The organism is Pseudorhodoplanes sp., assembly GCF_035565795.1.
GTDB lineage: Bacteria > Pseudomonadota > Alphaproteobacteria > Rhizobiales > Xanthobacteraceae > Pseudorhodoplanes.
Map to the genome: position 1 here is coordinate 1 of NZ_DATMRV010000071.1, position 5,940 is coordinate 5,940.

At 63.2% G+C, this 5,940-nt stretch carries 6 protein-coding genes; 1 reads left to right on the forward strand and 5 read right to left on the reverse strand.

All coding sequences use genetic code 11. The annotated features are described in order from the left end of the window. From VNZ93_RS07500 to VNZ93_RS07520, 5 genes are all read right to left on the reverse strand, one after another. Positions 1 to 707: Bug family tripartite tricarboxylate transporter substrate binding protein (locus VNZ93_RS07500; protein ID WP_325702347.1), on the reverse strand; the 707-nt coding region annotated here is incomplete at its 3' end. A gap of 279 nt (positions 708 to 986) precedes the next feature. Next, the gene (locus VNZ93_RS07505; protein WP_325702350.1) at positions 987 to 1,526 is read right to left on the reverse strand and encodes a hypothetical protein; all 540 of its coding nucleotides are present in this window, start codon (positions 1,524 to 1,526) and stop codon (positions 987 to 989) included. A 222-nt stretch (positions 1,527 to 1,748) separates the two neighbouring features. Then, positions 1,749 to 2,201 carry a DNA polymerase III subunit chi gene (locus tag VNZ93_RS07510; protein WP_325702353.1) on the reverse strand — a complete coding sequence of 151 codons (453 nt, stop codon included), beginning with the start codon at positions 2,199 to 2,201 and terminating at the stop codon, positions 1,749 to 1,751. Continuing rightward, entirely contained in the window at positions 2,198 to 3,598 is a 1,401-nt protein-coding gene (locus VNZ93_RS07515; protein WP_325702356.1) for a S10 family peptidase, read from the reverse strand. The genes VNZ93_RS07510 and VNZ93_RS07515 overlap by 4 nt, the downstream gene beginning before the upstream one ends. 21 nt (positions 3,599 to 3,619) lie before the next feature. Then, on the reverse strand, positions 3,620 to 5,107 hold the full coding sequence (locus VNZ93_RS07520) for a leucyl aminopeptidase (protein ID WP_325702359.1): 1,488 nt from the start codon (positions 5,105 to 5,107) through the stop codon (positions 3,620 to 3,622). A gap of 480 nt (positions 5,108 to 5,587) precedes the next feature. Between VNZ93_RS07520 and VNZ93_RS07525 the strand changes: the two genes are divergently transcribed. Then, positions 5,588 to 5,940: LptF/LptG family permease (locus VNZ93_RS07525; protein ID WP_325702362.1), on the forward strand; the 353-nt coding region annotated here is incomplete at its 3' end.

Below are 5,940 nucleotides of genomic sequence, written 5' to 3' on the forward strand. Positions count from 1 at the left end.
GCAGACACGCGCTTGGGACCGACGATCGCCAGCGCACGAAGATCGCCCGATTTGACCAGCGGAATCGCCGGCGGCAACGCAGCGAACACGATCGGCGTATGGCCCGCGACGGCCGATTGCAGCGCCGGACCACCGCCTGCGAACGGAACATGGACCATGTCGAGGTCATAGGCCTGCTTGAACATCTCGCCCTGCAGATGCGGCGTGGAGCCGACGCCGGCCGATGCGTAGCTGTGCTTGCCCGGCGACTTCTTCACGACATCGATGAGATCCTTCACGGACTTCACCGGCTGCCCGGGATGAACTGCGAGAATGCTTGGTGACGCACTGATGATTGAGATCGGCGCAAAACCGCCGACCGGATCGTAAGGCACCTTCTGCAGACCGGGATTGATCAGGAAGCTCGAGCTGGTGAGCATGATCGTGTAGCCGTCCGGCGGCAACGACTGCACCATCTGGGCGCCGATATTTCCGGCCGCACCTGCCCGGTTCTCGACGAAGAAATTCTGGCCGGTGTTCTCTGACAGCTTCTGCGCCAGCAAACGTCCGACCACGTCGGCAACGCCGCCGGGTGGAAATGGCAGCAGAATTCTCACCTGCCGGTCCGGATATTTTCCGGTCGGAGTGACGCCCTGACTTTGTGCATGACCGACGCCAGCCGCCATCATCAAGGTCACCGCGGCCGCAGCACGCAAAATCATCTTCATCTCGAGTCCTTCCACCAATCAACGTCACGATGCGGCAGGGCCGGATGTGCTGGCCTTGCGTGCTCGCCGAAAAGCAATTCTCAGGCCAGCCGTACGATCGTCACGGCATGTCCGTGCGGGATGCTGCACGGCGCTGCGTTTCGTAGCAAGTCCGTTGGATGTCCTGGCACAATCAAACGCCACACAAGCAATCGGCGCTTGTGCCATTGCTTTCAGCTCAACCGTGCACCACGCCAGACGAGCGCGAATGCGTCATCTCACGCAACGAGCGTTCGCCCGTTATTGCTGCGCACCACGCAATTGCGACTTGGGCGCCTGTTTCTTGGCCGCGGCACGTGTTGGCTTGGCGGGCGCCGGCGCGGCGATACGCTCAACCGACGTGAGCCGCCCGCCGCGGAAACTGTAAAGACCGGGCCAGGAGCCACGCGTCACTGTCAGCGTCGCGACACGATCGGTGCCTTCGGCGGAGATGTTGAAGGTGTCGGGCGTGCCTGTGCGTTGCAGCACCTCGCACTCGGTCATGCCAAGCGCGACACCGCCCTGCACCGCCGGAAGCGCACCCTGCCCTGAAAGCGCCGCGTCCGCGTCGGCCGGCGCCGCGCCGTCCGTCGCTGCGACGGCCATCGGGCAGGATCCGTCGGCGTTGATGAGATCGTTCTGCGTGATGGCCCGCGTCGTCGTCGAGCGAGCTTGATTGCCCTTCGCCCATTCGGGCGTCGCAAACATGTCGGATACCTTCGTGTTCGGCTGTGCGGTATCCGGAGAAGCGCACGCGCACAGGAACAACAGCGCGGCAAACGGCGCGGCTGCTCGCGTCACGCGAAAGGTCCTCACACAACTCTGCACAGATCGTCCCCGGCTCGGCATGCCCCGGCATCACCAAGCCCGATTGTTAGTCAGCAACATGGCAACGATCAACGGATCACGACGAGAAGCTGCCGGGCTCGTTAACGCGGCATTGGGAACCCGTTTAAAGAAGGCCCGCAAGCACCTGAAAGGTAACAACAATTTCAGCGGACGCGGACGCCTCGGCGCGCCGCGTCATGCCTTCTGGACCCAGCGGCCGCTGTCGTCCGGCTGCCAGTAGCTGGCCTCACACCCCTGCGCCTTGGCCTGCAACCATTGCTCGCGCGCCCGCGCGACCAGTTCGTCATCGTTGCCGTCGAAGATCAGGACCAGTCGCTCGTATTGCGAGACGTCCGCCGGGAGCGGGACGCCATCTATGAGGAAGCGGACCGTTGCGTCGTTGGCGTTGCCTTCATCGGCGGTCAAAAGAACGGGCTGATCGGCAGCATCCGGACCGCGAGCCGTTCCATGCGGCAGAAAACTGTCGTCGCGAAACGTCCACAGATGCGCATCCAGCGCTTCGACACGCTCGTCGGAGCCGGCCTGCACCACAACACGCCATCCGCGCTGCAGCGACACCTCGAGCAACTGGGGCAGCACCCGTTCGAGCCTCTGTTCGATGAGATGATAGAAGCGGACTTCCGTCATGGCTGGCTCGTCAGGGCGCCGAAGAAGGTTTGCGCATCGCGTGCAAACTGAATGCGGGACTCCTCGCGACTGTAGAACATGTGCCCGCCCCTGTAATTGCGCTGCTCGACACGGCCGCCGAAATCCGGAAGCTGCGCAAGGATCAGCGCGCTTTCGAAATACGGTGTTTGCAGATCGGAATAGCCGTGCGTCACCAGCACGCGCATCGCGCTGTCCAGCGCAAGCATCTTGCGCAAAGCCGTTACCGCCTCCGGCATGCCGTGGCCCTCGCTCCAGCGCCAGTTCTGGAACACCGTATCGTTCGAAACGACATAGGGAATGGCCGCCGGCTTGTCGCCGCTGCGCAGGATCGTCGCCATCGCTGCAGTGAGCGGCGCTTTCAGCGCGGCGAGAAACGGATCGGCGAAGTCCGGACGCGGGACAGACGGATCAGGATCGTCGCCGGACACGCTGCCGTCGTATGACGATATGACCTTGCCGTTGTGCCGCGCAGCTTCGCGCGCAAAAAGGTTTTCGTCCACACGGCCCTGTGCTGTTTCGACCGTTGTGCGGGACAGTCCGGTGATGGCGGAAACGCGATCGATCAAACGACGCTGCGCCTCCAGGTCCCGAGGACCCTTGAGAAAATCATCGACAAACGCCGTGCTCGCATAATCCTCCACGCCAATCAGCTTGCGAGAATCGAAGGCGCCGTCCCGCTCCATCCGCGAAGCTGCGAACGATGGCAGCAGCGTCATGAACGAGACCGGCGACGATCGCGCATGATACCGCCAGCCGTAATCGAGGATCGGCGAAACGAGAATCAGGCCGTTCAGCGCGATGCCATGACGGCGATGCAGCGCCTCCGCGATGCGTGGTGCGCGAAATCCGCCATAGCTCTGGCCAACGACAACCTTCAATGCATCGGTGCGGTCATGCTTGCGCAGCCACGCAGCGATTGCGTCCGAAAGGAGATCGATATCGCCCTCGACCGACCACACGCGCTCCTTCGCCTTCGTATCGTGCCGCCGGATGCGTGCCTGACCGGTTCCGGGCGGATCGACAAAGACAAGATCGGTGAAGTCGAGCCAGCTCTCGTCGTTCGATACAAGTGGACGCGGTGTTGACGCAGCTCCATCAAACGCGATGCGCCGTGGTCCAAGCGCACCGAGATTGAGATAGGCCGACGACGTTCCCGGACCGCCGCCGATCACGAACGCGACCGGACGCACGCCGGTTTCCGGTTTGCGCAAGAAAGCAAGAATGCCGACATCGGCATCAATGCGGTGCGCATCGTCGCGCACGGCGATGCGTTCCGCGAGCGGCGCATCCGTCTGCGCGAATGCCGGCAGGGAAAGCGCGGCGAGAGAAAGCGCCGCCCAAAGCGCAAGTTTCGCGGCGGCGAGCACGCCTCTCATCGCCGCAGGCTCCGCGCGCCGTTACTTCTCGTAGGAATCCGCCACCAGCCGGTCGAGCAGACGCACGCCGAAACCGGATGCCCAGCTCTTGTTGATGTCGCTTTGCGGCGACCCCATGCCGGTGCCGGCAATGTCGAGATGCGCCCAAGGAGTCTTGTCGACGAAACGCTGGAGGAATTGCGCGGCGGTGATCGCCCCTCCATTGCGTCCGCCGGTGTTCTTCATGTCGGCGAATTTGGAATCGATCTGCTTGTCGTATTCCGGTCCGAGCGGCATCCTCCAGACGCGCTCGCCGCTCAGCTTCCCGGCTTCCACGAGCCTTTCCGCCAGCTTGTCGTTGTTGGAGAACAGCCCGGCATATTCCTGCCCGAGCGACACGATGATGGCCCCCGTCAGCGTCGCGAGGTCGACCATGAATTCGGGCTTGTAGGTCTTCCCGACATACCAGAGCACGTCCGCGAGAACGAGCCGGCCTTCGGCATCTGTATTAATGATTTCAATGGTTTGTCCGGACATCGAGGTGACGATATCGCCCGGTCGCTGGGCGTTGCCGTCCGGCATGTTCTCGACGAGGCCGATTGCGCCGACCGCGTTCACCTTGGCCTTGCGAGACGCGAGCGTATGCATCAGGCCGACCACGCAGGCCGCGCCCGCCATGTCGCCCTTCATGTCCTCCATGCCGGCGGCCGGCTTGATCGAGATGCCGCCGGTATCGAAGCACACGCCTTTTCCTATGAATGCCAAGGGCTTGGCGCCCTTCTTGCCGCCATTCCAACGCATGACGACGACGCGGCTCTCGCGAATCGACCCCTGGCCGACGCCGAGAAGCGCATTCATCTTGAGCCGGGTCAGCGCCTTCTTATCGAGGATGTCGACCTGCACGCCGACCTTCTTAAGCGTGGCCGCGCGCCGCGCGAATTCTTCCGGATAGAGCACGTTGGCCGGCTCGTTGACGAGGTCACGCGCGATCAACACGCCCTCGGCAATCGCCTCGCGCGAGCCGTAGGCCTTGCGCGCCTTGTCGGGTACCGCTGTGCCGATGGTCAGGCGGCGCTGTTTCGGCGCATCGTCGCCATCCTTTTTCTTCGTCTTGTAGCGGTCGAAGGAATAGGACCTGAGCACAGCGCCAAGCGCGAGATCGGCGGCCTGGTCGGGGCTCAAAGGGCCGTCGGGGAACTCGGCCATGATCGCGATTTCGGATGCCGTCGCCGGCGCACGTCCGAAGGTGCTGCCGCCGAGCTTGACCGCATCGTCCGGCTTGTCCGCACCGACCCCGATGACGATCAATCGCGAGACCTTCAGGCCGGCCGGCGCGATCAGGTCGAGCGCGCTCCCGCTCTTGCCCTTAAAGCCGTCCGCGGCCGCCGCGCGCGCGATCAGGTCGGCGGCAGGCGCGAGGAGCGCCCGCGTGCCCGGTCCGAACTTGAGGTCCGGCCCGGCAAAGACGGCGAGGACGCCGTTCTCCGGAGCGGAAAAGGACGAAAATCCGATCTTGAGTGCGCCCGCCATGCGATTCACCGTCCTGTCCGTGTTTGAGCCCTACCCGGGGCCCTCCCTTTATGGCCCCGAACCGGGACCTGCCAAACGAAATTCGTCCTGCCATACCGGCGCCAGAACCGGACATCCGCTAATGGAGCGCCGAATCCGTGGTTGGTTAACCATAACGGAACCTCACCACGATCGATCGTGATCCGGAAGACACAGGAGCGTAAATCTTGCCCCCGGATTAACTTTTTTCGATGCATTTTCAACAGCTTTGCCTTGGCTGGGCCACTTTGTGAATCGATCATGAATGTTCGGCGGAGGACGGCTTGGGGTGCCGTCGCCGCGGCCGTCCAAAGGTCCAGATTGGACCGGCGGACGGTATCAGGGGGAATGTCGAGCCGCATGGCCTCGTTTGGGTCTGGATCGTTGAAGCTGCCTGCCTTCCGGCTGCGCTTGCCGCGCGTGCCTGCAGGATGGCCGCGCCTTCCGGGCCGCTTTCCTGCCATCCCCGGCTTCGGCTCAATCAATCGCTACGTGTTCGGCACGACATTCAGCGCGTTTGCCATCGTCCTGTTCAGCCTGACATCGGTGATCTGGATCACGCAGGCGCTGCGCGACATCGACCTCATGACCAGCCGCGGTCAGACCGTGCTGGTCTTCCTCGGGATCACCGGCCTTGTCATACCGATGCTGGTGCTTGTGATCGCACCGATCGCCCTGATGATCGCGGTCATGCATGCAATCGGGCGGCTATCGAACGACTCGGAGCTGATCGTGATGAACGCGGCCGGCATGTCGCCCTGGGCGCTTTTCCGGCCGTTCCTGATGATGGCGATCATGGTCAGCGCAATCATGAC